The sequence below is a fragment of the uncultured Cetobacterium sp. genome, assembly GCF_947072685.1.
Classification (GTDB): Bacteria; Fusobacteriota; Fusobacteriia; order Fusobacteriales; family Fusobacteriaceae; genus Cetobacterium_A.
Map to the genome: position 1 here is coordinate 18273 of NZ_CAMTIK010000017.1, position 24603 is coordinate 42875.

Here is a 24603-nt window from a genome sequence, read left to right on the forward strand (position 1 = left end):
CTCCTTTTATTTTGTATTTCGTCGAATAAATCTAACTAATTCATTAAAAAAAATAATACTACAGCTAAAAGAAATGATTTTAAAGTATTCGTAGAAACTTAACTTATGGACAGAGAAAAATTCTGGAAGAAATATGTTAATAGTTATTTGAACAAAGAACATTAGACAGAATACAATGTTAAGATTTCTATTGTCAAAAGCTCTATTTAGAATAGATGTTTTCCCAATTTCTTTACAATTAAAAACATTTATTATCACCATAAATGTGAAAAAGTTAAAGATATAAGTGGGAATGTAAAAAGGAGGTATTTTTAAAAATCTGATAATAAATGTAGAAAAGCAAACAATGAAAAGAGAATTACTAAGAGTATTGATCCACATATTTGCAGTTAAAATACTTTTTTTCTTATCTCTTGGTTTTTCTTGCATAATATTATCTCTAGTTTTTTCAAATCCTAGTGAAATTGCTAGAGGACCGTCCATCATTATATTTATCCAAAGGATTTGTATTGGTCTTAGAGGAGTAGTCCAGTCAAAAATTTCAAAAAGTAAAATTAAAAAAAGAGCACTTAAATTAACAGTTTGTTGAAATTGAATAAATTTTTGAAAATTTTCATAAAGACCTCTTCCTTCTTTTATTGCTTTTACAATGGTAGCAAAAGAGTCATTTAAAAGAACTATATCAGCTGTTTCTTTAGCCACTTCAGTACCAGTAATTCCCATTGATATACCAACTTCAGCTCTTTTAAGAGCAGGAGCATCGTTGACACCATCTCCGGTAACAGCCACAGACTTTCCAGATTTCATTAAAGAATCCACAATCCTTAACTTTGTCATGGGATTGCTTCGTGCAATAATTGAGATGTTTTCGAGTTGTAGTTGGAGCTCGTTATCTGTCATTTTATCAATATCACTAGCCTCAAGAATTAAATTGTTTGTTTTTATTAGATTTAATTGTTGAGCAATTGAAGTTGCTGTAAAAAGATTATCGCCTGTCAATATTTTTATATCTATGCCAGCATCTTTACAGATTTTAATTGCAGGAAAAACTTCAGGTCTAATAGGATCTGTAATAGCCATGAAACCATCAAAAATAAGTTTTTTTTCAAAGTTTATCTCTCCATCAAAATGAGAATTGTCATCAATAATAGAGTGAGCAAAAGCAATGATTCTTTTAGCTTGTTTTTGATATTGCTGAATCTCCTCTTCAACTTCTTGTTTATTTTCAATATTTAAAGATTCTAAAATTATTTCAGGGGCACCTTTGATCAAATATATAAAACGATCTTCAAACTTAATAATTGTACTCATTTTTTTCTTTTCAGAGCTAAAAGGATATTTGTGAATGACTGAAATATTTTTAGGAGGCTCTTCAAGGGTTGTGTGATTTAAAAGAGCTACTTCTGTGGGATTACCAAAATATTTATCGATACCATTTTCATTTTTTAAAAAAGAGTTATTATTAAATTTAATATTTAAAAGCAAAAATTGATTATTAATGATAAAAGAATCTGTGACAGTCATTTTATTTTGAGTGATTGTTCCAGTTTTATCAGAACATATTAAATCAATAGATCCAATAGCTTCACAGCTAACTAATTTTTTAACAAGAGCATTTTCTTTACTGAGTTTAATCATAGATAAGGCAAGAGTTGTTGCAACCATAGTAGAAAGACCTTCTGGAATAGTAGAAACGATTAAAACAATACTCAAAGTTAAGGCTTCGATGATATTCTCTAAAGATATTTTTTGATGAACGCTAAAATTAAATATTTTTAATAAAAATACGACAATAGCTATAGATGTTCCAATTAAAGCGATTTTTTTGCCTAAAAGACCCAGTTCTTTTTGTAGCGGTGTTAAAATTTCATAGTCTTTTTGAATTGATTTGGATATCTTTCCAAATTCGGTATTATCTCCAGTATTTGTTATGACAAATTGACCGCTTCCATCAACAACATACGTTTCGGCAAATACTTTAAAATCAAGATTTGAATCTAAAGAAAAAATTTGTTTTTTAACGGGAAAACTTTCGCCTGTTAAAATGCCCTCTTCTACTTCCAAGTTAAAGCTTTCAATGACAACTCCATCGGCTGGAATTTTATCTCCAATACTTAAAATAATAATATCACCGGGATAAATATTTTCTTTAGAAATTTCTAAAATTTTATCATCTCGAATAGTTTTTACAAAAGTTTTTTCACCAATCTTTTTAAGAAGGTCAAAAGATTTTTGAGATTTCATCTCCATAAGAACAGTTATAGAGCTAGCTAGAATAACAGACAGAGTAACCCCGATAGTTTCAGGCCAGTCAGGGGGTTCGCCTTTAGAAATTTTTAGAAAATTTATTATAACAGTTAAAAATATTGCGAAAACTAAAACTTTTACCATAGGTTCTGAAAGAGCGACAATAACTCTTGTAAGGAAAGTTTTTTGTGGGATATCAGTAATTATATTTTTGCCAAATTTATTTTCTTTAGACTCTAATATTGATGAATTTAATCCAGTAGAAGAACTATCAAGTTCTTCTAAAAAATCTTTAATTTCTTTAGAGAATAGATTGTGCATACATCACCATCCTTTTTTAAAGTATATTTTAAATATACTTTAAAAAAACTTCACTCCTTTATTTTTTTGATAAATACTCAACTATTGACAATTTATAAGTGATAGGGTATATAAAGATAGAGAATTAAAAAAATTAAAAGTTTACCAAAATTTTATTTTTGCAATGTACAATAAGAAAAACTTAAATTTGTGGAGGGGAAAATGGAAATTTCAGCAGTAATTCCTGTTTATAACGAAAAGGATAATATTTATCCCATGGTTGATGCAGTAGAAACCGCTTTAAAAAAAGGTTTTAAAAATTATGAAATTATATTTGTAAACGATGGTAGCAAAGATGGAAGCTATGAAGTTTTAGAAGAGTTAAAAAAAAATAACCTAAATATAAAAGTTTACCATTTTACAAAAAATAATGGACAGAGTGCTGCGATAGAAGCTGGATTTAAAAAAGCTAGCGGGGAACTAGTTCTTATGATGGATGGGGATTTACAAACAGATCCAGAAGATGTATATGAGCTGTTAAAATATATTCCAGAATACGATATGGTGAATGGAAAAAGAGCAACAAGAGAGGATGGATTTAAAAGAAAACTAGCTTCCAAAATAGGGAACGGGTTTAGAAATTTTGTAACTGGAGATAATATTGAAGATACTGGATGTCCATTAAAACTCTTTAAAAAAGAGGTCGTAAAATCATATAAAATGTTTAATGGAAGTCATAGATTTTTACCGACACTCGCTAAATATATGGATTACAAGGTAAAAGAAGTTCCAGTAAGACATTATGATAGACTTTATGGGAAATCAAAATATAAAGTTTTTGGAAGAGGATTTAAAGCCTTCAAAGATGTATTTGCAACTAGATGGATGAAAAGCAGAATGTTAAATTGGCGAATAGAAGGAGAATTAAATGCTTGATAACTGGAATATTTTTTTAATTATAGGGTTTGTAGGACAGGGGCTTTTTTCTATGAGATTTATTATTCAATGGATAGCTAGTGAAAAAGCAAAAAAAAGTGTAATTCCTTTTTCATTTTGGATATTTAGTTTGTTTGGAAGTATTCTTTTATTGATCTATGCAATCTATAAAAAAGATCCAGTATTTATTTTAGGGCAGGCCCCAAATGTATTGATTTATTCTAGAAATATATATCTAATAAAAAGAGAAAAACTTGGAGGAGAAAGATGAAAATAATTGTGACGGGAGCTGCAGGATTTATAGGTTCGCATTTGGTAGAGAAATTGTTGAAACATGGGCATAAAGTTATTGGGATTGATAATTTTCATGATTTTTATTCAGAGGATATAAAGGTAAAGAATGTTTTAGAAAGTTTGAATAAAGTTGAAAAATTATCTGAAGTATTAATAGAAAAGAATAGAGATAAAAAAATTAAAAAATTACTTGAAATCACTCAGTGTGAGGGATACTATCTTAGTTTTTCAGATCTTAGAGATATTGACACTTTAGATAGACTTTTTAAAGATAACAAAATAGACTTAGTGATCAATTTAGCGGGCCTTGCAGGGGTGAGACCCTCTTTGGAAAAACCTATGGAGTATGAAGAGGTTAACGTTAAAGGCTATTTAAATCTACTTGAGTGCTGTAAAAAATATGGAGTACAAAAGTTTATTCAAGCCTCATCGAGCTCTGTTTACGGAAATAATAAAGAGGTTCCATTCAGAGAGGACGCAGTTGTTGACTTTGCAATCTCTCCCTATGCAGCTACAAAAAAATCTTGTGAAGTTTTTGGACATGTCTATTTTAAACTCTACGGAATAGACACATTACAGTTTAGATTCTTTACTGTTTATGGTCCAAGACAAAGACCGGATTTAGCTATTTATAAATTTGTAGATAGAATTTTAAAGAATGAGAGTATTCCATTTTTTGGAACCGGAGATACCTATCGAGATTATACATATATAGATGATATTATAGATGGGGTTATGAAAGGTGTTTTATATTTAGAGAAGAATAAAGATGTGTATGAGATTATTAACTTAGGAGAATCTGATGCTATATCGTTAAAAGAGATGGTAGAAATAATTGAGATGACATTGAATAAAAAAGCTGTTTTAAACAGATTACCTATGCAACCAGGAGATGTAAAAAGAACATTTGCAAATATAGATAAAGCAAAATCTCTTTTAGGATATACTCCAAAAACAGATTTTAAAGATGGAATACAAAAGTTTGTCAATTGGTATTTAGGAGGTAAATAATGAATGTTACTGTAATTGGAACAGGGTATGTGGGATTGGTTCAAGGTGTTATTTTGAGCGAGTTTGGGCATAGAGTAATTTGCATGGATATAGACAAATTGAAGATAGAAAATTTAAAAAAAGGAGTTCTTCCAATATATGAACCCGGATTAAAAGATATATTGGAAAATAATGTAAAAGAAAAAAGATTAACTTTTACAACAGATATAAAGGAAGCAGTTGAAAATTCTGAAGTCATATTTATAGCGGTTGGGACACCTCCAGCAGAGGATGGTTCAGCAGATTTAAAATATGTTTTAGAATGTGCTAAAAATATTGGTGAAAATCTTGAGGAGTATAAGGTGGTTGTCAATAAATCGACTGTTCCAGTTGGAACTGGAGACCTAGTAGAAAAAGAGATAAAAAAAGTACTGGAAAAAAATGGGAAAATAGTTGAATTTGATGTTGTTTCAAATCCAGAATTTTTAAGAGAAGGAAAAGCAGTAAATGACTGTTTAAGACCTGATAGAGTGGTTGTTGGGTCTGAAAGTTTAAGAGCACTAGACATTATGAAAAAAATTTATAATGTTCTATATATAAATAAAACTCCTTTTGTTTTTACAAATAGAAGAACTTCAGAAATGATAAAATATGCATCCAATGCATTTTTAGCAGTAAAAATTTCATATATTAATGAGATGGCACTTCTAGCAGAAAAGGTAGGAGCCAATACTCAAGAAATTGCACAAGCTATGGGTATGGATGGTAGAATATCTCCAAAATTTTTACATTGTGGTCCAGGATATGGGGGATCATGTTTTCCGAAAGATACAAAAGCAATTGTAGAGATTGGAAAAAAATATGGAGAGAATATGTCTGTAATATCTGCAGCTATTAGTGCAAATGAAAAGCAAAAACAAAAGATGATAGAAAAAATATTGAAAGAGATGGAAACTGTTTCGGAAAAAATAATAGGGATTTTAGGACTGACATTTAAGCCGGAGACGGATGATATGAGGGATGCACCAAGTATTGATATAATTAGAGGACTTATAAAAAATGGAGTGAAAATAAAAGCTTATTGCCCTAAAGGTATTGAGGAAGCACGATGGAGATTAAAAGATTTAAAAGGAAATATAGAGTTTTGTGAAAGTGAAATTAAGTGTTCTGAAGGTGTAGATGGAATTGTACTTATGACTGAATGGAATCAGTTCAGAGGAATGGACTTAGAGGGATTAAAGAAGAGAATGCGAAATAATTTTTATTTTGACTTGAGAAATATTCACAGTAAAGATGACAATGTAAGAGCATTGTTTAAGTATTTTCCTGTGGGACAATATTAGGAGATAAAATGAAAAAATTAGAGAGTGTTTTTAAGGAAAAATATAAAATATTTTTTATTGGTTATTTTGCATTGATTATTGGTATAGCATTTTTAAGATTTCCTGATATAAGAAATGAATTGAAATATTTTGTAATAACTGACCAAATGTTAGAAAATAACAGGTTTTTAGTATTGAAATATTTCAATGAGTTATATCCAGATAAGCCACCTGTATATTTTTGGTTATTATCTTTTTTGAGATCAATATCTAAAGAAAATTTTTATCCTTTAGCTTTGATATGTGGAGGAGTAATACCAGCGGGGATATCAGCTTTTTTTAGTTTTAAAATTTTAAAAAAACTTTGGGGAGAAGAGATGGCATATTTATCGACTTCAGTTTTGATAACCCTTCCCTACCTATTTGGAGTTTCTTTAGTTTTAAGAATGGATTACTTGATGATGATGTTTATAGTTATAACTTTATATATATTTTTTGATTCATATTATAATAAAGAAGTCATAAGTGATAAGCAAATAATAATTTTTTACTTTTCAATTGGCTCAGGGATTTTAGTAAAAGGTGGTGGCGCATTTGCAATCCCAATGATAACCATACTCACCTTTTTATTTTTAGATAAGAATTTGAAGTTTTTAAAAAAATTAAGACCATTTCTGGGTTTAATAATTTTAATGGCTATTTTAGGCGGATGGTTTTTTGCATTATCACTAAATGAAGATGGGAAAGAGTATGTGAAGTTATTATTAGGACAGGAAACATTGGGAAGAATGGTCAAGGCTAAAGCACACACAAAACCAATCTATTATTATATTCGTCAGCTTCCATTAACAACTCTACCATTAGCACCATTTTTTATAATGGGGATTTATTCTCTTTTGAAAAAAATAAAGAGTTTTAAAACTTGGAAGAGCATCGATAAAATAAGTTTTTGTTGGTTTGTTCCAAATCTTGTATTTTTTAGTTTTTTAAGTGGAAAATTAGAGATCTATATGTTACCTCTATACCCAGCAATAGTTATAATATCATTAAGATTTGTAGAGAAAACTTGGAGTGGAACAAAGGAAAAAATACTAAAAAAAATATTGTATATAAATTTATCGGTTATATTTATTTTGTTACTAGCACTGCCATATTATAATAAAAATTATACATTAAAACCTGTGGTGGATTTTTTAGTAGAATCAAACGATAGAGTTTTTAGCTATAGGTTTGTAGATGCTAAAAATATAACTTACGAAATTAAAAGAGATTTTATAGAGGAAATACCTTTGGATAGGGTAGAAAAACTTTCTGAAGGAGATTTGATTGTAGTTAAAAACAAATATAGAGCTGAATTGGAGAGATTAAAGGTAGAAGAGGTTTATACAAATAAAGAGTACAGTATTTTAATAAAAATAAATTAAAATTTAATTTAACATCTGGAGGAGTTGTGTCAAAAAATAAAAAAATATTGTTAATATCGTTGTTGAGTGTCATATCATTTTTTAGTACACTCTGGATAAGAGGAGCGGACTTAATGGAGTCTAGAAATTTTATTTCAGCCAGAGAGATTGTTATAAATAATGAGTGGTTTGTGACAACACTTAATGGAGAGTATAGATTTGAAAAGCCCCCACTACCCACATGGCTAACAGCAGCAGTTATGAAAATTTCTAATAATTTTTCTGATGAATGGTTACTACGACTACCAGTCGCATTAATTTGCTTACTGTTAATCTATTATATATATAAGCTGGTAAAGATATTTTCAAACTCTGAAAATCTAGCTTTTATAACATCTTTTGTTGCGGCAACAACGTTTATGTTAACAAAAATAGGTGCTGAAAATGCGTGGGATGCATATCCGTATGTATTTATGTTTGGAGTAATAACTTATTTGGTTACAGGAGTTAAAACTCAAAAATTATCAGATTTTTTATTGAGTGGAGTTTTATTTGCCTGTTCACTTTTAAGCAAAGGACCTGTAGCTATTTATGGGATGCTTCTTCCGTTTGTACTGTCATATATCTATATATATAAATTTGAGGAGATACGAAAGAACAAAACTGGAATATTATTATCTTTTGTAATAGGTATTTTATTAGCAATAATTTGGCCTGTTGGAATGATAATTGAGAATAAAGACCTTTTTTTCTCGGTTTTAAATAAAGAGAAAGATACTTGGACAAGTAAACATGTCAGAGGATTTTTTTATTATTTTAATTATTTTGCATACATGGGTTCTTGGGCAATCTTCTCAATAGTTCCATTTTTAAAAAAATGGAATTTTAGGGATGAAAAAAGAAATAAATTTTTTAGATTTGGAATAATTTGGAATCTTTTGACATTGCTCTTTTTATCGCTTATAAAAATGAAGAAAGAAAGATATGGATTGCCAATTTATATAGTCTCAACCATTCCTGTCGGAATAATTTTAGATTATTATCTAAATAAAAAATGGGAGCTTTTTAAAAAATTTGATCGAATTATCTTCTATATTCAATTTATTTTGATAGTGATTGTGAGTTTAGCGGGAGTATTTATATTAAAATGGAAATCATATTCGCTTAATTTTAAAAATTATTGGTTATTTTTAATATTTATAGGGTTATTTATATATATAGTAGTTGATTTATTTAAAAGTTATCTCAGAGAAAAAGATAAATTTAAGAAAAAAATAGTTTTATACAGTGGGTTAATATTGGTATTAGTGAACGTGAGTTTAACTTGGATAATTGAGAAGGATATAAGAGGAAAAAATAAGAATGAACATTTATTGTTAGAAACATTACAAAAATCTAAATTAGAATACCCCATATATTCTGAAGATTTTTCAATTGAAGATGTTTGGAATGTTGGAAAAGAAGTGATTAAGTTAACACCTGAAAAAAAATTACCAAATAAATTTTATTATTTAAGTGGAAGAAAAATAGATGAAAAAAAATTTAAAGAATATAAAATAGAGTTAAAAGATGATTTTTATAGATTTAAGAATAATAATAAAATTATATATCTATATTTTTTAGAAAAAATTAAATAAAAATATTCTAATACGCTCTTAAGTTGTAAATTTCACGACTTAAGAGCGTATTTTGTTAAGACCACTTTTAAAGGATAAAATATATTTGAGGAGTACTATAAAAATAAGTAGTCTAATTTTAAAGGCGGTGCATATGGAAAAATATGAAATGGAAAAGCAGATAAAACAATCATTGATATTCTATTCAAAATCTAATATAGAAGCTTTATATCAAGAGTTTAAAAGTGGAGAAGAGGGATTGAATTCAAATATCGCAGAGGAAAAATTAAAGATATATGGACTAAATGAAATATCTAGTCAAAAATCTAAAGTGTGGTATATTCAATTGTTTTTAGCATTTATAAATCCATTTAATTTTATACTGGGGACCTTAGCTATAGTTTCAATTTTTACGGATGTAATTTTTGTCAGTAAAGAAAATAGGAGTTGGGTTTCTATATTTTTAATACTATCTATGATTCTTGTCAGCAGTTTAATAAAATTTATACAGGAGTATAAATCCAATAAAACAGCGGAACATTTAAAAGCATTGATAGTGACTAAGGTTTCAGTTTTAAGAGATAGTGTTTGGAAAGATATAGACTTAAAAAAAATTGTACCTGGAGATTTGATAAAATTAGCAGCAGGAGATATTGTACCTGGAGATTTAAGAGTTATTAAAAGTAAAGATTTATTTATAAGCCAATCGGTTTTAACAGGGGAATCAGATCCTGTAGAGAAGTCTGTAAATTTAGCAAAAGAAAGTATTATAATATCTGAAATATCCAATTTGGCATTGATGGGAACAAATGTACTCAGTGGGTCTGCTGTGGGGATAGTTTTACATACAGGTGGGATGACGTTTTTAAGCACAATAAGTGAAAGCTTAAGCGGAGTGAAGATTGAAACTAGTTTTGAAAAAGGGATTGATGATATCTCAAAACTTTTAATTAAGTTTATGTTTTTAATGGTTCCAATTGTATTTTTTATAAATGGATATTTAAAAAATGAGTGGTTTGAATCTCTTCTTTTTAGTTTATCTGTTGCAATTGGATTAACACCAGAGATGTTACCTATGATAGTGACTGGAAATTTGACTAAAGGAGCTATTGAGCTATCTAAGAAGAAAACAATAGTAAAAAAACTTGATTCAATACACAATTTTGGAGCAATGAATATCCTTTGTACTGATAAGACAGGGACTTTAACACTGGATAAAGTATCTGTTGTAAAATATTTAAATTTACATGGAGAACAAGATGAAAACGTGTTATATTTTGGATATTTAAATAGTTTTTTTCAAACAGGATTAAAAAATCTTATGGATAGAGCAATTCTTGATTTTGAAGATCAGCATTCGCATATAAAAAATGAATATAAAAAAATAGATGAACTTCCTTTTGATTTTGATAGACGAAGAATGTCAGTTATTTTAGAAAATAACTCAAAACAAAGAGTTATGATAACTAAGGGAGCTATTGAAGAGATGTTGGCAATATCTAAATTTGCAGAGATTGATGGAGTAATAATGCCTTTGGAAGATGAGGTAGGTAATAGAATAAAGAGTTTAGTTAATGATTTGAATAATGACGGAATGAGAGTTATAGGAATCAGTAAAAAAATACTATCGATGGAAAGAGAGTTGAATTTTACAGTTAAAGATGAAGCAGATGTAATTTTTATAGGAGTTTTAGGATTTTTAGACCCAGCTAAGGACGGCGTTGGAGATGTTTTGAAATCACTAAGCGAGTATGGTGTGAGTGTTAAAATTCTTACAGGAGATAATGAATTAGTTACTAGAAAGGTTTGTAGAGATATAGGAATTGATACAAGTAATACAATAGATGGCGAGCTAATAGACAGTTTAAAAGATATCGAATTGAAAAAACTTTTGAACAACACTACAATATTTTGTAAATTATCACCGACAAATAAGTCTAGGATTATAAAGCTACTCCAAGAGATGGGAAATACAGTTGGATTTATGGGGGATGGAATAAATGATTCCCCTGCTTTAAGACGGGCGGATGTTGGAATATCCGTAGATACAGGGGTAGATATAGCTAAAGAATCAGCTGAAATAATTCTTTTGGAAAAGGATCTAACTGTTTTATTAGAAGGGGTTATTGGTGGAAGGAAGGTATTTACAAATATGACAAAATATTTGAAAATGACAGCTTCATCAAATTTTGGAAATGTCTTTAGTGTAGTTATAGCGAGTGCATTCTTACCATTTTTACCAATGTTACCAATCCAGATATTGTTTCAAAATCTTTTGTATGATATCTCACAAATCTCAATTCCATGGGATAATGTAGATGAAGATGAGATTTTAAAACCTAAAAATTGGAGTGCAGAAAGCATAGGGACATTCATGATATATATAGGTCCTATTAGTTCTATTTTTGATGTATTAACATTTTTATTGATGTTTTATGTATTTAAGGCAAATACGATAGAGACACAGGCACTATTTCATACGGGCTGGTTTATAGAGAGTATTCTTTCGCAAACACTGATAATTCATTTGATAAGAACAAGAAAAATACCATTTATAGAATCTAATGCCAATATAAAAGTGATATTATTGACCTCTATAGTGATGATATTTGCAATAATTGTACCCTATACAAGATTAAATATAAGTCTAGGATTTGTTCCAATTACACCATCTTATTTTATGTGGGTTGCTTTAATGTTGTTTGGATATTTTCTTCTTATTTTAGCTATGAAAAAATATTATATTAAAAAATTTAAAAATTGGTTGTAAAAAAATAAGAGAGCGATAAGCTCTCTTAGATTTTTTTTACAAATTCAGATTTTAGTTTCATAGCACCAATACCATCAATTTTACAATCGATATTGTGATCTCCATCAACTAATCTGATATTTTTTACTTTTGTACCAATTTTAACAACAGATGAACTACCTTTTATTTTTAAGTCTTTAATAACTGAAACAGTATCTCCATCAACTAAAAGAGTTCCATTTGCATCTTTAACAGTAAGTGTATCCTCAGAGTCATCATTCGATTCCATAGACCACTCATAACTACATTCAGGACAAACAAGAAGATTTCCATCCTCATAAGTGTATTCTGAATTACATTTTGGGCAATTTGGTAAATTTGTCATATTATTTCTCCATTCTATATAAAAATTACTTATATTATAGAACATATTTTAAAATTTTTCAAGGAAACAAAGTTAAACTTCTGAATATTTGTTTATAACTTATTTTAAGGGGAAGATTCATGGATAAACTTAATGACAATTTAACGGCGATCAATGAAAATGATATTCTTTATTTAGCTAGTTATGTTGGAAAGCTAATATTGGAATCTGGTGGAGAAACTTATAGAGCAGAGGATATGGTGGATAAAATATGTAGTTATTACGGTCTCCAATCAAACTCCTTCGCAGTGTTGTCAAGTATTTTAACAACAATAAGAGGCAAAGAGAGGCGATTTTTTACAAATATAGAAAAAATTAGAATCAGGACAATCAATGTGGATAAAATAACACAATTAAGTAATTTGGTTAGAGATATAGATAAATATACATTTAAAGAGTTTTTAACTCAAATACAAGAGATAGATGAACAAAAAGCAAATAGATTTGTATATACTTTGATAGGGAACTGTTTAGCTGCAGGAGCATTTGCATTTTATTTTAATGGAAATTATAGGGACTGTATAGCTTCTATAATAGGAGCGCTGTCTATTTCAATGTTGGGATATTATTCAGCAAAATTACAGATAAACAATTTCTTTTTGAACTTAGTTGGAGGTATAGTTTGCTCATTGTCAGCATACATTTGTTTTAAATGGGGAATTATATTTAATATTTCAATTTCAGTTATTTCAACGCTTATGCTTTTAGTTCCAGGAATAGCATTTACTAATTCAATAAGAGATTTGATAGCCGGAGATTTAGTTTCTGGTATAGCGAGAGGGGTAGAGGCGTTTATGATTGGAACTGCGCTTGCCATTGGTTCTGGAATTACATTATCTATCATAAAAACATTAGGAGGATTCCTATGAACTATATAATAATTCAAGTCATTGCAGCAATATTTGCAACATATGGATTTGGGATAATCTTTAATGTTAGAGGCAAAAAAAATATATTTGGAAGCTTTGGAGCAGGAATAGGTTGGTTGGTATATAGTTTACTAAATCAAAAAGGTTTTACTTATTTTATATCATATACAGCCGCAGCCGCGTCAATAACAATATATTCAGAACTTTTATCAAGAAAAATGAAAGTTCCAACAGTAGCATTTTTATATCCTGGAATGATTCCACTTGTTCCTGGCGGGGGGATATATTATACAATGTATTACATAGTTCAAGATAATATTTCCCAAGCTGTAGGGAAGGGAATCGAAACATTTATAATATCTGGTTCTATTGCAATTGGTATTCTTAGTGTTTCAACTTTTTCTCAACTTTTTTATCGAATAGTTAAGAAAAAAGAGTATGATGACAAGAAATATTAGTCTTTATTGTTTTTTATGTTATAATATAAGGACCAATTAAGAATAAAAGGGAGATATTATGGAAGATACGCTACAAAAATATTTTGGCTTTACCCATTTTAGAGAAGGGCAAAAAGAGGTAATAGGTAAAATTTTAAATGATAAATCAGCTATTGCTATATTTGCAACTGGAAGTGGAAAATCTTTATGCTACCAACTTCCGGCATTGAAATTGAAAAATATAACCTTAGTAGTATCTCCGCTAGTAAGTTTAATGCAAGATCAATTAGATTTTTTAAATAGAAAAAATATTCCAGCCGTAAGAATAGATTCATCTCAAACGAGAGATGAGTTTATAAAAGCTATTGAGTTAGCTAAAAAAAATCAGATTAAAATTCTGATGATCAGTCCAGAAAGATTTAAAAATGAGATTTTTAGATCTCATTTGAAGGAGATAAAAGTTGATTTGATGGTTATTGATGAAGCACATTCGATATCTGAGTGGGGACATAATTTCCGACCAGATTATTTGAAGCTACCTATCTATAAAAAAGAGTTTAATATAAAAAACGTATTGCTACTTACTGCGACAGCTACTCCAAAAGTTATTGAAGATATGAAAAAAGAGTTTGATATTTTAGAAGAAGATGTTATCATAACAGGATTTTATAGAAGCAATTTGGAACTTAATGTAGAAGGAGTAGAGAACTATTTAAAGGATAAAAAACTATTGAAAGAGTTGGAGTTAAAAAAGCACGAGTCTACAATTGTATATGTGACACAACAAAAAACAGCGGATAGATTATCTAATTTTCTAAGCAGTAATGGTTTTATTTCAGAGTCTTATCATGCTGGTAAAAATAGTGGTCAAAGAGAGAATATTCAAAATAAATTTATGTGTGGAGAGACAAAGATTATTGTTGCTACAATAGCTTTTGGAATGGGAATTGATAAGAGTGATATAAGAAATGTAATACATTATAACCTTCCGAAATCTTTAGAGAATTATGCTCAAGAGATTGGGAGGGCAGGAAGAGATGGGGAAAAATCTTTCTGTAAAGTACTTGCTACCAAAGAGGATTTAGCAATACTTAAAAACTTTATATATGGAGATTTTATTGAAAAAAATACTTTGAAAAAGTTTTTGATAGATTTAGAAAAAACTGAGGGAGATCTATTTGAACTGAGTGAATATCATGCAAGTCGGGATTATAATATAAAGGTGTTGCCATTAAAAACGCTCATGGTATATTTAGAGATGAATAATATTTTAATGCCGGTGTCATATTCATTTAAAAAATTACAGATAAAGTTTTTAGAGCAGGATGAAATTATAAAAAATGTCCTTGAAAGTAAAATATCTAAAGAGATAGTTGAACATTTTTTTAAATCTTTAGATAGAAAAAAAGTTTGGAGTTATTTAGAAGTTGATGGCTTTGAGAATAAGGATTTAAGAATAAGAAAAAGCGATTTGACTGAGATTATAAAAATTTTAGAGAAAACTGAAATAATAGAATATAGGGTAAAAGAAACATATCAATTATTTAGGATAATAAATAGACCGTCAGAGGTGGAGTTGATACTTGAAACAATTTATGACCTATTTATAAACAATGTGAAAAAAGAGATTGAAAGATTTGATAAAATGATTGATTTTTTTGAGAGTACAGATTGTTTGAGCATGAAACTATCATCTCATTTTGGAGAGACAAACAAAATTCAAAAGTGTGGGCATTGTTCAGTTTGTAAAGGAGAACCTATAAAAATACCAGAGATTGATTCTAAAGAACTTTTAGAATTAGAAAAACTGGACTTTGAAGAGTTGTCATATCTAAAAGACTTGATGGGAGAGTTTTGGAGTTTAATAGGAGTTATTAAATATTTGAGTGGGATAAATACTCCAAAATTTGGAAATAAAGGGAATGATCCATATTTTGGAAAATTTGAAAATATAGAATTCAATACAATATATAAAGTTTTAAAATCAAAAATAAAAAAATAAAATTGATTATATCAAAAGTATCTAGATAGAATATTAATATATTTTATCTAGATATTTTTTTATAAAAAATTTGACAAGATATTTTTTTTGATGTATATTTGTTGTATATACAACTATACAAATTTTGAGGGGTGAGTTTTATGAATAAAAAGGAGTTTACTATAACGATTGCAGGTGGTGGAAGTACTTGGACACCAGGTCTTTTAAAGGCTCTTTGTAAAAGAAAAGGGACTTTTCCACTAAAGAGAGTTGTGCTTTTTGATAACAATACAGAAAGACAAGCGGTTATCGGAGAATTTGCAAAAGTTCTTTTTAAAGAGGAATATCCAACAGTGGATTTCGAATATACAACATCTCCAGAGGTAGCCTTTACAGGAACAGATTTTATATTTTGTCAAATCAGAACTGGTGGATATAAAATGAGAGAGCTAGATGAAAAAATTCCTTTAAGTCTTGGAGCTATTGGACAGGAAACTTGTGGTCCAGGTGGTTTTGCCTATGGTATGAGATCTATTGGAGATATGATAAAACTTATAGAAGAGGTAAGAAAGTATGCTCCAGATGCTTGGTTTTTAAATTATACAAACCCAGCTGCTATCGTGGCAGATGCACTTAAAAAAGCTTTTCCAAATGATAATAAAATTTTAAATATCTGTGATCAACCAATAAACCTTCTTAGATCATACGGTAGACTTTTAGGAATGGATTCAACTGAGTTTGAACCTGTTTATTTTGGCTTAAATCACTTTGGATGGTTCACAAATATATATGATAAAAATGGAGTGGATTTAGTTCCTAAATTAAAGGATATAACTTTAAATTCTGGATTTAAACCAGCTGATGCCGAGCAAAGAGATCAGTCTTGGCTTGACACATATGCAATGGTAAGAGATATGCTGGTTGATTTTCCTGACTATATGCCAAATACATATTTACAATATTACTACTATCCAGAGTATAAAAAGTCAAAGCTTAATCCAGAGTACACTAGAGCTAACGAAGTTATGAATGGAAGAGAAAAAAGGGTATTTGAAGAGTGTAAAGAGATTGCTACAAGAGGAAGTATGGGAGAATCCAATGTAGTTCATAACGATGCTCACGGAGAGATGATTGTTGAAGTTGCTGAATCTATCGCCTTCAATGAAAATAAAGTCTATATAGTAATAGTTCAAAATAATGGATTAATCTCTAACTTAGATGATGATGTAATGGTTGAAGTAGCAGCTAATTTAGGTATTAATGGCCCTAGAGCATTTGGAGTAGGAAAGATTGGAACATTCTACAAAGGACTTATAGAACAACAATTTGCTTATGAAAGATTAACAGTTGAAGCATGGTTTGAAGGATCGTATTCTAAAGCACTTCAAGCACTAACATTGAATAGAACAATAGTTGATGCTAAAAAAGCTAGAAGGATTTTAGACGAATTAATTAAAGCAAATAAGGATTATTGGCCAACATTAAAATAATATGTTAATATTTAATTAACATAAAAGTAAAAGGGTGGTTTCAATGGAGTATAAAGTTATAAATCTATTACAAACAAGAGAATTAAAAGCAAAATTTACTAAAAGTGAGGAGAGCATTTTAGATTTTATCGAAAAAAACTTCAATAAGATTCCTAAATACTCTGTAATTAAACTATGTACAGAAGCTTATGCCTCTCAAGCAAGTGTAAATAGAGTTTGTAAAAAACTTGGATTTAAGGGGTTTAGTGAATTGAAATACTCCATTGAGCAGGATTTAGAAAAGATGGAAAGTTCAAAAAGTCTAAGTATGAACAATACATTTTTTTATATAAAAAATATAAATTTTCAAGATGTTCAGGGAATAGCAGAAATAATAAAAGAAAATCGGAAAATATTGATATATGGACTAGGAGCTTCTCAGATAACAGCTTCATATTTTCAAAGACAGTTACTATATCTAGGATTTCAAACTATTGTGGTGAGTGAGGAAAGAATGATAGAACAGTTTGATGATTTTATACTTTTTATTTTATCGAGCTCAGGAGAAACTTTAAGAGTTAAACATGTAGCTAAAAAATTTAAAGAAAGTGGAAAAACTGTCATAGCTATAACAAAAGCTGAAAGTTCACTCGATGAACTGTGTGATTTTACCTTTACCCATAATATTTCAATAGATAAATTAGACGCTATATCTCGGGAACAACAGCTACATATGATAATTATGGTTAATGAGTTAATAAATAGAATTCAAAACGGATAATTATCCATAAAATAGGATTACAATATTTTGTTCTATTAGATTATAATAGTTTTAAAAAAAGAACAAAGAGGTAATTAAATGAGTAGAGATATAAAGTTATTGATGCATACGCATTGGGATAGAGAATGGTATTTTACAAAAGCTGAAACACAGGTACTTCTGAGAAATCACATGTTTGAAGTTATTGAATTTTTAGAAAAAAATGAGGATATAATCTATATTTTAGATGGTCAAAGCATAATGCTTGATGATTTTATAGAATTCGCTCCAAAATGGAGAGAGAGAACAGAAGATTTAGTGAAAAAAGGGGCACTTAGAGTGGGCCCTTGGTACACTCAAACAGACCTACTGCTAGTACATGGAGAATCTATTATTAGAAATCTATACTATGGTATAAAAAAAGCTAGTGAGTATGGAGATGTGATGAACGTAGGATATGCACCAGATACTTTTGGTCATTCAGCTCAAATGCCACAGATATATTCTCAATTCGGAATAGATAGTACTTTTTTCTGGAGAGGTTATAGTGAACTGAAAGCTGAAAAATCAGATTTTCTTTGGAAAGGTATCGATGGAAGTGTCATATTTGGAGTTAATTTAGCTACTGGTTATCAAGGAGCTAAATATTTAGAAAGTGATAAAGATGAGTTAAAAGTTAGAATGGATAAGATAATGAAAGTTCTGGATAAGTATTCAGCCGGAGATGCTAGACTTATAATGAATGGTCATGACCAAATGCCAATTCAAAAAAATATCCATTCAATCATGGAAAATATAAAAGATTTTTATAGTGAAGATAATGTTTCTATCTCGGACTTTGAAAGTTATATAGAAAGTTTAAAAGGGTTAGTTTTAGAAAGTGTAGAGGGTGAATTAAATCATAGTAAACACGCAAGAATTCATAAGACTATAACATCGACTAGAATGGATATAAAACTACTAAATACTGAGTTGGAATATAAAATTTATAATATTTTAGAGCCACTAGCTTTACTCGGAAAAGAATTAAATATAGACTATCCACATGAGATATTTGAAAAGTGTTTAAAAGAACTTTTTGGAGCCCATGCTCATGATAGTATCGGAGGATGTAATTCTGATCTAGTAAATAGAGATATAAAACAAAGATTGACTCAGATAAAAGAGATATTAGATACTCAAATTGAACTTTATATGAGACTTATATCTTTAGCTTCTACTAATGAAGACAGAGATATAATAACTCTTTATAACTATTTGCCATACAAAAGATACAATGAAAAAGTTGAAATTGAATTTATTACAAGGACTAGTGATTTTAAGATTTTTAATGGAGATAAAGAAATAAAATATTTGCTATTAAATCAAGAGATTGTCGATGCAGGTCTTATAGATAGACAAGTGGCTGCAAGACTTTTAGACATTAAAGTTTTCAAAAGTAAGATTACCTTTATAATAGATGAAATTGATGGGTTAGCAGTTAAATATTTAAACTATAAAGATGGCGACGACCACTCATTGAAGTTTGAGAAAAAATCTGATACATATATAGAAAATTCTTTCTATAAAATATCTGTAGAAAATAACAAACTTAATCTTTTGATAAAAGATGAAAAAAGGGTTGTCGAAAATGTATTCTATATTGAAACTAGTGGAGATGCAGGGGATAGTTACGATTATTCACCTCCTCATAAAGATTTAGTTTTAGATTCTAAGGATGTAAAAATAGAAAATTGTGAAGTTTTAAAATCAAATATTCAATCTATTTTAAACTATGATTTAGTATACAATCTTCCTAAAAATCAAGATTCAAGAGATTTAAAAGTTTTAGATGGCGAGGTTAGATTTAATGTAAGCATCTCTTTAGAGAAAGAAGATGTAGCAAAATTAGATATAGATTGTACAAACTACCTAGAAGATACAAGGTTTAGAGCTGTTTTAAATACAGAGATTTTAACAGAAACAGTGGAATCTGATTCACATCTTTGCGTAGTTGAAAAACCAGTATATTTAAAAAAAGAATTAAATATTTGGGAAGATGATAAATGGGCGGAGAAACCAGTATCCATTGAAACTTTCAACTCATACGTATCACTTAAAAATGAAGAAAAAGAAGCGACAATGTTCTCATATGGATTAAAAGAGTATGAGGTTGTAGATAAAAAAATATTTATAACTCTATTCAGAACTTTCTCACATCTAGGGAAGAGAGAACTTATAAATAGACCTGGAAGACCTTCTGGAATAGAAATTGAAACTCCAGATAATCAGTTATTTAAAGAAAAGTTTAATTTTAAATTAGGATTTACTTTTATAAAGACTGATAAAAATAATAGTGAGAAAGCAAAAGAGTTTTTAACTCCAGTAATGGGATATCAATTAAAAGAATTTAATAGATTCAATATCAATATTCCAAACGTTAGAAAAAATATAACTACTAATTTAGAGTTAAAACTAAACGGGTGTGTATTAAGTACAATAAAAGAGAGTGAAAAAACTGGTGAAACATTTATAAGAGTGTTCAATCCAACAAAAGAAAAAGTAGAATTATTATTTAACGAGGGAGTTTTCTTAAGCAATATGTTTGAGGAAAAGTTAGAAACATTAAAAAAATATAAAATAAAAAGTCAGGAGATTTTAAATATATTAATTGAGAGAAAATAGCAAAAGGGGTATTAATATGCAAAATTTAAAAAAAGGTCTTCAAAGTTTTGGAAAAACATTATTATTTCCAATATCAATATTATCATTTATGGCAATATTTTTGGGATTATCAGCAGCTTTACAAAATCCAAATATAGTTCAGTTCCTACCTTTCCTTCAGGGAAGTGGAGCACAAACGTTTTTAGGGTTTATCAGAAAATTAGCTGGAATCCCATTTGGACAACTTCCACTATTATTTGCTATGGCTATTCCACTTGGAGTTGTTAAAAGAGATAAAGAAGTTGCGGTTTATTCATCAGTTGTTGGTTATATAGCCATGTTAGTTGGTATGAACTATCTTTTAGGGGTACAAGGATATAATTCATCTACAACTAGCGTAAAATATTTGATGGATACAGTAGGCATGTCAGCAGTTGATGCAACTCTTCATAACTCACAATTTACAAATGTTCTAGGAATCTTTGTATATAATATGAATGTTATTGGTGGTATGATTGCCGGAATTTTGGGTGTTGTTATTCATAATAAGTTTAGACAAATAGAACTACATCCATCACTTACATTCTATAGTGGAAAAAGATTTGTTCCTATAGCTGCAGCACTTTTTATGCCTTTAGTGGGAATGGCTTTAGTTCATATATGGCCACTTATAAATGATGCTATCATGAGTTTGGGAACAGTAATATCAAAATTTCAAATTTTTGGAGTTTTTCTATATGGATTTTTAGAAAAAGCAATAAATCCAACTGGACTTCATCATATTTTAAACCAAGCTTTTAGATTTACAGCTCTTGGTGGAATTGAAAATGTGGCAGGACATACTCAAGTTGGTGCTTTAAATATTTATTTTGCTGAATTAGAAAATCATGTAGTTTTCTCTCCAAGAGCCACTCAATATTTAGCTCAAGGAAAAATTTTACATATGGTCTTTGGAATGCCTGCAGTTATATTTGCAATGTATAAGTGTGCTTTACCTGAAAAAAGACAACAGCTAGTTAAATATTTTATTCCAGGATTAACAGCAGTTATTTTAACAGGAATAACTGAGCCTATAGAGTTTACTTTTATATTTATATCACCGATGCTTTGGTTTGTTAACTCAATTCTTGCAGGACTATCATTTATGATACCAGCTATGTTTAATGTTACAATAGGAAATATTCAAGGTGGAATAATTGACTGGTTTGTATTTGGAACTTTGCAAGGAATGCAGACAAAATGGTATTTATACTTGTTCTTAGGCCCAATCTTCTTTGGACTTTACTACTTTGCATACAGCTTTGTAATTAAAAAATTTAATGTTATGACAATGGGAAGAAGTTATAGTGATTTTGAAGAAGTTGAAGAGATTTCAAACGATGATAAAGTTTTGGGTACAGAGGACAGTAAAGTTGCTGAAAACTTAATAACTGGTCTTGGAGGAATTAAAAATATTGTTGATGTAGATAACTGTATCTCTAGACTTAGAATAGAGATACAAGATAAATCTTTAGTTAATGAAGAACTTATAAAAAAATCTAAGCCAAACGGAATTATTATTCCTGACAACAACAACGTTCATATAGTTTATGGTGGAAGAGTTACTAAAATGAGAAATCTTGTTGATGACTATATATTTTCAGCAAAAGCTTAATACAGAATATTAAAATTTGGGAAGCTAGTATAAAATGCTAGCTTCTTTTTTTGAAAATATGTTAAGATATTATAAAAATATAGATTAGGAGGCTTTTATAATGATTGATAAAAATTCACACATTCCAATATATTATCAACTCGAAAGTATTCTATTAGAGATGATAGAAAGTGGAGAATTAAAACCAGGGGATATGGTTCCATCAGAAAATGAGCTTTCAAAAAAATATAGTATCAGTAGAATGACAGCTAAAAAAGCGATAGATTCATTGACAGTAAGGGGATTGGTAGAAAGATCCCAAGGAAAGGGGACGTATGTTTCTAGTCATGAAAAGAAAATAGAGTTACCAATAAATAGACTTCGTGGTTTTACTCAAAGAGTTTGTGAAATGGGATTAACTCCGGAGAATAAAGTTTTAACGTTTGAAAAAATTCCTTGTCCTAAAAACATCTGTAATATTTTAGGAATTAAAGAGGGAGATAGTATTTGGAGAATGGAAAGAGTTCGGCAAATAGATAAGGTTCCGGCGGTATTTGAAGAGAGTTATATAAGTGTAAAACTACTTCCAAATTTAAAAGAAAAAAATTTATTAAAATCTAAATTTGATTATATAAAAAGCTTAGGTTTGGAGATTGGAAATAGTGATAGAGAGATTTCGGCAGAAATTCCCAGTGATTATGTGGCAAGTGCTTTAAAACTTAAAAGAAATGAACCTATTCTTTTGGCAGAAAATATCACTTATTTAAAAAATGGTGATATTTTAGAATATTCTAAAATATATTATAATCAAAAAAAATATAGATTTAAGTTTATAGCAGAGGGGAATTAAACTTTAAATAAAAAAGAGAGGATAAACTCCTCTCTTTAACAAATACAATCACAAAATTAAAAATAGTAGAAAAGATTTTCTGCAAAGCTCAGCCATCTATTTGGGCGTTTAGAGTTTACATCTAAATTATATGCATTGCTAAATTATCAAATTTAAAATCTAATGTCTCATCCACATTCTTTATAATTTTTCCAAGTGGGCTGTGAACACAAATTTCAATTAATTGATTATTTAAAATAACTTCATATTCGTGAACCTCTCCCATAAAAATACTTTTTACAACTTTTCCAGAATGACCAGGTTGATTTGTAGTAATAGATTCAGGTCTAACAACAACTTCAACACTATCACCAACATTTAGAACTTTATCACTTTCAATTTTATAAATTACCCCATGAATATCAATATCTTTGAAATTTGAGTCTTGACTAATAACAATACCTTTAACTATATTAGCTCTTCCAATAAATTTTGCTATAAATTCACTATTAGGTTTTTGATAGATGTCTTTAGGACTTCCAACCTGCATAATTTTTCCATCTTTCATTATGACTATTTTATCAGAAAGAGCCATAGCTTCAGCCTGATCATGAGTAACATAGATAGAAGTAATACCAACTCTTTGTTGTAACTTTCTAATTTCATCTCTCATATGTAATCTTAATTTGGCATCTAAGTTTGATAGAGGTTCGTCAAAAAGTAGAACTTCTGAGTTCATAATAAGAGCTCTGGCTAAAGAGACTCTTTGCTGTTGTCCACCAGACATTTGAGAGGGAACTCTATAAGCGAAGTCTTCCATTTTCATAATTTTTAGAATTTCTTTAACCCTCTCTTCAATTTCAGATTTTGATCTTTTTTGAATTTTTAAACCGTATGAAATATTATCATAAACATTCATATGTGGAAAAAGAGCATAGTTCTGAAAAACCATCGCAGTATTTCTTTTATCAGGAGTTAAATTGGCAATATCTTTATCACCTATAAAAATATTTCCTGATGTAGGAACTTCAAAACCTGCAAGCATTCTCAAAGTTGTAGTTTTTCCACATCCTGAAGGACCTAAAAGACAAACGAATTCTCCAGGCTGAATTTCAAGATCAATATTATCAACAGCAATCACTTCTTTTTTATTTGAAGTGAAAACTTTAGTTAAATTTTTTATAGTTACTTTCTTTGGATTATTCATTATTCAGCTCCTGTCTTTTTAAAATCTAGTGTTAATTTTATTGCAAACATAACAAATGAAACAATAACAATAAGTATCGTACAATATGCAGAAGCGACACCAATTCTACCAGTATCTATATTATTCATGATAGCAGGAGTTAAAAGTTTCCATTTAGCAGAAATTAAGAAGATAATTGTACTTACTAAAGTCATACTACGAGCAAAAGAGTAGATTAAACCACTGAAAAAAGCATCTTTGATCATAGGAATAGTTACTGTTCTGATGACAGTGCTACTAGAAGCTCCTAAAATATGAGCAGCTTCTTCAATAGAAGGATCTATTTGTTGCAATGAACTGATACCAGACCTTATTCCCACAGGAAGATTTCTAATGATAAATGCCATTATGATAATAAAAGCAGTTCCTGTAAGAGTTGGAATAACAACAATATTTGTAAAAGGGATATTGTAGGTAACATTATAACTTATAACATATCCTAAACCAATTATAGT

At 29.2% G+C, this 24603-nt stretch carries 19 protein-coding genes; 15 read left to right on the top strand and 4 right to left on the bottom strand.

Annotation, left to right across the window (positions count from 1 at the left end; translation table 11 throughout):
* Positions 1–6: 6 nt before the first annotated feature.
* Positions 7–2568 (bottom strand): calcium-translocating P-type ATPase, PMCA-type, encoded by a 2562-nt coding sequence (locus Q0V67_RS07235; RefSeq protein WP_297598272.1) that lies wholly within the window; start codon positions 2566–2568, stop codon positions 7–9.
* Positions 2569–2769: 201 nt separating this feature from the next.
* On the opposite strand from Q0V67_RS07235, the gene Q0V67_RS07240 reads away from it, so the two are divergent.
* The 7 genes from Q0V67_RS07240 (at position 2770) to mgtA (ending at position 11878) form a co-directional block, all read left to right on the top strand.
* Positions 2770–3483, top strand: coding sequence for a glycosyltransferase family 2 protein (locus tag Q0V67_RS07240; RefSeq protein ID WP_297598273.1), 714 nt, complete (start codon positions 2770–2772; stop codon positions 3481–3483).
* Positions 3476–3754, top strand: coding sequence for a lipid-A-disaccharide synthase N-terminal domain-containing protein (locus Q0V67_RS07245; protein WP_297598274.1), 279 nt, complete (start codon positions 3476–3478; stop codon positions 3752–3754). Before Q0V67_RS07240 ends, Q0V67_RS07245 begins: the two co-directional genes overlap by 8 nt.
* On the top strand, positions 3751–4788 hold the full coding sequence (locus tag Q0V67_RS07250) for a GDP-mannose 4,6-dehydratase (protein ID WP_297598275.1): 1038 nt from the start codon (positions 3751–3753) through the stop codon (positions 4786–4788). Before Q0V67_RS07245 ends, Q0V67_RS07250 begins: the two co-directional genes overlap by 4 nt.
* Positions 4788–6110 carry a UDP-glucose/GDP-mannose dehydrogenase family protein gene (locus tag Q0V67_RS07255; protein ID WP_297598276.1) on the top strand — a complete coding sequence of 441 codons (1323 nt, stop codon included), beginning with the start codon at positions 4788–4790 and terminating at the stop codon, positions 6108–6110. The genes Q0V67_RS07250 and Q0V67_RS07255 overlap by 1 nt, the downstream gene beginning before the upstream one ends.
* Positions 6111–6118: 8 nt before the next feature.
* A complete protein-coding gene (locus tag Q0V67_RS07260; RefSeq protein ID WP_297598277.1) occupies positions 6119–7513 on the top strand; it encodes a glycosyltransferase family 39 protein in 1395 nt (464 codons plus the stop codon).
* 26 nt (positions 7514–7539) lie between these two features.
* Positions 7540–9129, top strand: a complete 1590-nt coding sequence (locus Q0V67_RS07265; protein WP_297598278.1) for a glycosyltransferase family 39 protein — start codon at positions 7540–7542, stop codon at positions 9127–9129.
* Positions 9130–9262: 133 nt separating this feature from the next.
* Positions 9263–11878 carry a magnesium-translocating P-type ATPase gene (mgtA, locus tag Q0V67_RS07270; RefSeq protein WP_297598279.1) on the top strand — a complete coding sequence of 872 codons (2616 nt, stop codon included), beginning with the start codon at positions 9263–9265 and terminating at the stop codon, positions 11876–11878.
* A 25-nt stretch (positions 11879–11903) separates the two neighbouring features.
* Here the strand turns inward: mgtA and Q0V67_RS07275 are convergent, their stop codons facing one another.
* A complete protein-coding gene (locus Q0V67_RS07275; RefSeq protein WP_297598280.1) occupies positions 11904–12242 on the bottom strand; it encodes a zinc ribbon domain-containing protein YjdM in 339 nt (112 codons plus the stop codon).
* A gap of 119 nt (positions 12243–12361) precedes the next feature.
* Here Q0V67_RS07275 and Q0V67_RS07280 point away from each other — a divergent pair, with 119 nt between their 5' ends.
* From Q0V67_RS07280 to Q0V67_RS07315, 8 genes are all read left to right on the top strand, one after another.
* Positions 12362–13150 carry a threonine/serine exporter ThrE family protein gene (locus Q0V67_RS07280; protein ID WP_297598282.1) on the top strand — a complete coding sequence of 263 codons (789 nt, stop codon included), beginning with the start codon at positions 12362–12364 and terminating at the stop codon, positions 13148–13150.
* Positions 13147–13608 carry a threonine/serine exporter family protein gene (locus Q0V67_RS07285; protein WP_297598284.1) on the top strand — a complete coding sequence of 154 codons (462 nt, stop codon included), beginning with the start codon at positions 13147–13149 and terminating at the stop codon, positions 13606–13608. The genes Q0V67_RS07280 and Q0V67_RS07285 overlap by 4 nt, the downstream gene beginning before the upstream one ends.
* Positions 13609–13666: 58 nt before the next feature.
* Positions 13667–15589 carry an ATP-dependent DNA helicase RecQ gene (locus Q0V67_RS07290; RefSeq protein WP_297598286.1) on the top strand — a complete coding sequence of 641 codons (1923 nt, stop codon included), beginning with the start codon at positions 13667–13669 and terminating at the stop codon, positions 15587–15589.
* A 140-nt stretch (positions 15590–15729) separates the two neighbouring features.
* On the top strand, positions 15730–17058 hold the full coding sequence (locus Q0V67_RS07295; protein ID WP_297598288.1) for a 6-phospho-alpha-glucosidase: 1329 nt from the start codon (positions 15730–15732) through the stop codon (positions 17056–17058).
* Between the two features lie 43 nt (positions 17059–17101).
* Complete coding sequence (locus Q0V67_RS07300; RefSeq protein ID WP_297598289.1) at positions 17102–17818, top strand: MurR/RpiR family transcriptional regulator; 717 nt, start codon at positions 17102–17104, stop codon at positions 17816–17818.
* Positions 17819–17896: 78 nt separating this feature from the next.
* The gene (locus Q0V67_RS07305) at positions 17897–20461 is read left to right on the top strand and encodes a glycoside hydrolase family 38 C-terminal domain-containing protein (protein WP_297598291.1); all 2565 of its coding nucleotides are present in this window, start codon (positions 17897–17899) and stop codon (positions 20459–20461) included.
* 16 nt (positions 20462–20477) lie between these two features.
* Positions 20478–22094, top strand: a complete 1617-nt coding sequence (locus Q0V67_RS07310; RefSeq protein WP_297598293.1) for a PTS transporter subunit EIIC — start codon at positions 20478–20480, stop codon at positions 22092–22094.
* Between the two features lie 100 nt (positions 22095–22194).
* Complete coding sequence (locus Q0V67_RS07315; protein WP_297598295.1) at positions 22195–22923, top strand: GntR family transcriptional regulator; 729 nt, start codon at positions 22195–22197, stop codon at positions 22921–22923.
* 121 nt (positions 22924–23044) lie between these two features.
* Here Q0V67_RS07315 and Q0V67_RS07320 read toward each other — a convergent pair whose 3' ends face one another.
* Both Q0V67_RS07320 and Q0V67_RS07325 read right to left on the bottom strand, forming a co-directional pair.
* Positions 23045–24109, bottom strand: coding sequence for an ABC transporter ATP-binding protein (locus Q0V67_RS07320; RefSeq protein ID WP_297598296.1), 1065 nt, complete (start codon positions 24107–24109; stop codon positions 23045–23047).
* Positions 24109–24603 (bottom strand): ABC transporter permease subunit (locus tag Q0V67_RS07325; RefSeq protein WP_297598297.1); only part of this gene is annotated, 495 nt, incomplete at its 5' end. The genes Q0V67_RS07325 and Q0V67_RS07320, both read right to left, overlap by 1 nt.

Coding starts and splice junctions, on each gene's coding strand:
- Q0V67_RS07235 (WP_297598272.1), bottom strand. CDS start 2,568: ATGCACAATCTATTCTCTAAAGAAATTAAAGATTTTTTAGAAGAACTT.
- Q0V67_RS07240 (WP_297598273.1), top strand. CDS start 2,770: ATGGAAATTTCAGCAGTAATTCCTGTTTATAACGAAAAGGATAATATT.
- Q0V67_RS07245 (WP_297598274.1), top strand. CDS start 3,476: ATGCTTGATAACTGGAATATTTTTTTAATTATAGGGTTTGTAGGACAG.
- Q0V67_RS07250 (WP_297598275.1), top strand. CDS start 3,751: ATGAAAATAATTGTGACGGGAGCTGCAGGATTTATAGGTTCGCATTTG.
- Q0V67_RS07255 (WP_297598276.1), top strand. CDS start 4,788: ATGAATGTTACTGTAATTGGAACAGGGTATGTGGGATTGGTTCAAGGT.
- Q0V67_RS07260 (WP_297598277.1), top strand. CDS start 6,119: ATGAAAAAATTAGAGAGTGTTTTTAAGGAAAAATATAAAATATTTTTT.
- mgtA (WP_297598279.1), top strand. CDS start 9,263: ATGGAAAAATATGAAATGGAAAAGCAGATAAAACAATCATTGATATTC.
- Q0V67_RS07275 (WP_297598280.1), bottom strand. CDS start 12,242: ATGACAAATTTACCAAATTGCCCAAAATGTAATTCAGAATACACTTAT.
- Q0V67_RS07280 (WP_297598282.1), top strand. CDS start 12,362: ATGGATAAACTTAATGACAATTTAACGGCGATCAATGAAAATGATATT.
- Q0V67_RS07285 (WP_297598284.1), top strand. CDS start 13,147: ATGAACTATATAATAATTCAAGTCATTGCAGCAATATTTGCAACATAT.
- Q0V67_RS07290 (WP_297598286.1), top strand. CDS start 13,667: ATGGAAGATACGCTACAAAAATATTTTGGCTTTACCCATTTTAGAGAA.
- Q0V67_RS07295 (WP_297598288.1), top strand. CDS start 15,730: ATGAATAAAAAGGAGTTTACTATAACGATTGCAGGTGGTGGAAGTACT.
- Q0V67_RS07300 (WP_297598289.1), top strand. CDS start 17,102: ATGGAGTATAAAGTTATAAATCTATTACAAACAAGAGAATTAAAAGCA.
- Q0V67_RS07305 (WP_297598291.1), top strand. CDS start 17,897: ATGAGTAGAGATATAAAGTTATTGATGCATACGCATTGGGATAGAGAA.
- Q0V67_RS07310 (WP_297598293.1), top strand. CDS start 20,478: ATGCAAAATTTAAAAAAAGGTCTTCAAAGTTTTGGAAAAACATTATTA.
- Q0V67_RS07315 (WP_297598295.1), top strand. CDS start 22,195: ATGATTGATAAAAATTCACACATTCCAATATATTATCAACTCGAAAGT.
- Q0V67_RS07320 (WP_297598296.1), bottom strand. CDS start 24,109: ATGAATAATCCAAAGAAAGTAACTATAAAAAATTTAACTAAAGTTTTC.